Origin of the sequence: Pseudomonas sp. NPDC087612, assembly GCF_044743505.1 — a bacterium.
Lineage (GTDB): Bacteria > Pseudomonadota > Gammaproteobacteria > Pseudomonadales > Pseudomonadaceae > Aquipseudomonas.
The window spans coordinates 1-2,358 of sequence record NZ_JBIUWO010000027.1 but is presented as its reverse complement, the minus strand read 5'-3'; the positions used below and the strand labels follow the sequence as shown (position 1 = coordinate 2,358).

Genomic DNA, 2,358 nt, shown 5'->3' with positions numbered 1-2,358 from the left:
GTCTTCGCGCCCTGAGTCGGGAAGCCCCAGGGAGATACCGGATGACGACCACCGGAGGTACGACCTTCACCACCACCATGTGGGTGGTCAACCGGGTTCATGGCAACACCACGAACGGTTGGGCGAACGCCACGCCAGCGTTTGGCACCAGCTTTACCCAGCGAACGCAGGCTGTGCTCGGAGTTCGAGACTTCACCCAGGGTCGCACGGCATTCAGCCAGGACTTTACGCATTTCACCAGAGCGCAGACGCAGGGTCACATAGACACCTTCGCGAGCGATCAGCTGAGCCGAAGCACCAGCGGAACGAGCGATCTGTGCACCTTTGCCCGGCTTCAGTTCGATGCCGTGAATGGTGCTACCCACTGGGATGTTGCGCAGTTGCAGGGAGTTGCCTGGCTTGATTGGAGCCAGAGCGCCTGCGATCAGCTGGTCGCCAGCAGCAACGCCTTTAGGGGCGATGATGTAGCGGCGCTCGCCGTCTGCGTAGCACAGCAGTGCGATGTGAGCAGTACGGTTTGGATCGTATTCGATACGCTCGACAGTGGCGACGATGCCATCTTTGTCGTTGCGACGGAAATCGACCATACGGTAATGCTGCTTATGACCACCACCTACGTGACGAGTAGTGATACGGCCATTGTTGTTACGACCACCAGACTTCGATTTCTTCTCGAGCAGCGGTGCGTGAGGAGCGCCTTTATGCAGCTCCTTGTTGACCACCTTGACCACGAAACGGCGGCCAGGGGAAGTCGGTTTGCATTTAACGATTGCCATGATGCACCCCTTCCTTACTCAGCACTGCTGCTGAAATCGAGATCTTGGCCTGGCTGAAGCGAAACGATCGCTTTCTTCCAGTCATTGCGCTTGCCCAGACCACGTGCGGTACGCTTGGTTTTACCCAGAACGTTTACAGTCGACACGTTTTCGACTTTTACGCCGAACAGGCCTTCGACAGCTTTCTTGATTTCCAGCTTGGTTGCGTCAGTAGCAACCTTGAATACGAACTGGCCTTTTTTCTCAGCCAGAACGGTAGCCTTCTCGGAAACATGCGGGCCAAGGAGGACTTTAAATACGCGTTCCTGGTTCATCCCAGCAGCTCCTCGAATTTCTTCACGGCCGACACAGTGATCAACACTTTGTCGTATGCGATCAGACTGACCGGATCGGAACCCTGTACGTCACGTACGTCGACGTGCGGCAGGTTACGAGCAGCCAGGTACAGGTTCTGATCAACAGCGTCCGAAACGATCAGAACGTCGCTCAGACCCATGCCGTTCAGCTTGTTCAGCAGGTCTTTGGTTTTCGGTGCTTCAACAGCGAAGTCCTGAACCACGACCAGACGGTCGGTACGCACCAGCTCAGCGAGGATGGAACGCATTGCTGCGCGGTACATCTTCTTGTTGAGCTTCTGCGAGTGATCCTGAGGACGAGCTGCGAAAGTGGTACCGCCGCCACGCCAGATTGGGCTACGGATAGTACCGGCACGAGCACGGCCAGTGCCTTTCTGACGCCATGGGCGCTTACCGCCACCAGCAACGTCGGAACGGGTTTTCTGCTGCTTGGTGCCCTGACGGCCGCCGGCCATGTAGGCCACGACTGCTTGGTGTACCAGCGTCTCGTTGAATTCGCCGCCGAAAGTCAGTTCGGAAACTTCGATCGCTTGAGCGTCATTTACATTTAGTTGCATGTCAGCTTCCCCTTAACCGCGAGCCTTGGCAGCCGGACGCACAACCAGATCGCTGCCAGTTGCGCCTGGAACGGCACCCTTGACCAGCAACAGATTGCGTTCAGCGTCGACGCGCACTACTTCGAGGGACTGAACGGTCACGCGCTCGGCGCCCATGTGACCGGACATTTTTTTGCCCTTGAATACACGACCAGGAGTCTGGCACTGGCCGATAGAGCCCGGGACGCGGTGGGAGACGGAGTTACCGTGGGTGTTATCTTGACCGCGGAAATTCCAGCGCTTGATGGTACCGGCAAAGCCTTTACCCTTGGACTGGCCGGTAACGTCTACCAGCTGACCTGCAGCGAAGATTTCAGCGTTGATCGAATCACCGGCCTGGAACTCACCTTCTTCAAGGCGGAATTCCCAGACACCGCGACCCGCGGCAACGTTCGCCTTGGCGAAGTGACCTGCTTGAGCAGCAGTCACGCGCGAAGCGCGACGCTCACCGACAGTGACTTGCACTGCACGATAGCCATCGGTTTCTTCAGTTTTGAACTGGGTGACGCGATTCGGCTCGATCTCAATGACCGTGACCGGAATGGAGACACCTTATTCGGTGAAAATACGGGTAATACCGCATTTACGACCGACTACACCAATAGTCATGTTGTAAACCTCATGAGTGTA

3 protein-coding genes and 1 pseudogene are annotated in these 2,358 nt (G+C 56.6%); all 4 read right to left on the bottom strand.

Features of this window, described 5'->3' with window-relative positions; all coding sequences use genetic code 11:
• A partial coding sequence (gene rplB, locus ACIOVF_RS27990) for a 50S ribosomal protein L2 (protein ID WP_401294200.1) occupies window positions 1-776 on the bottom strand: 776 nt, incomplete at its 3' end.
• A gap of 14 nt (window positions 777-790) precedes the next feature.
• Window positions 791-1,090, bottom strand: coding sequence for a 50S ribosomal protein L23 (gene rplW / locus ACIOVF_RS27985; RefSeq protein ID WP_010220306.1), 300 nt, complete (start codon window positions 1,088-1,090; stop codon window positions 791-793).
• Complete coding sequence (gene rplD, locus ACIOVF_RS27980; RefSeq protein WP_010220305.1) at window positions 1,087-1,689, bottom strand: 50S ribosomal protein L4; 603 nt, start codon at window positions 1,687-1,689, stop codon at window positions 1,087-1,089. Before rplD ends, rplW begins: the two co-directional genes overlap by 4 nt.
• A gap of 12 nt (window positions 1,690-1,701) precedes the next feature.
• Window positions 1,702-2,337, bottom strand: a pseudogene (gene rplC, locus ACIOVF_RS27975) (50S ribosomal protein L3).
• Window positions 2,338-2,358 lie beyond the last annotated feature (21 nt).